General features: G+C 67.3%; 1 protein-coding gene. It reads left to right on the top strand.

Going from position 1 to position 257, the window contains the following annotated elements; genetic code table 11:
* The coding region (locus MTX34_RS25565) for an MBL fold metallo-hydrolase (RefSeq protein WP_243611209.1) at positions 1–257 on the top strand (257 nt) is incomplete at both ends.

Genomic DNA, 257 nt, shown 5'->3' with positions numbered 1-257 from the left:
GCCTCGACGGTGGCACCTGGGACGTCGACAACAACATCTGGCTGATCGGTGACGACGACGAGGTGGTGATCGTCGACGCCGCACACACCGCGGCCCCGATCGTCGACGCGGTTGCCGGCCGCACCGTCAAGGCGATCGTCTGCACCCACGGACACAACGACCACGTGACCGTGGCACCCGAACTCTCGGAGACCCTCGACGCGCCGATTCTGCTGCACCCCGCCGACGACATGCTGTGGGAACAGACGCACCCGGGA

This window comes from Rhodococcus sp. ARC_M5 (genome assembly GCF_022810405.1).
Classification (GTDB): Bacteria; Actinomycetota; Actinomycetes; order Mycobacteriales; family Mycobacteriaceae; genus Rhodococcoides; species Rhodococcoides navarretei.
Note: the sequence above shows the minus strand (reverse complement) of the source record. Positions and strands in the feature narration are given on the sequence as shown.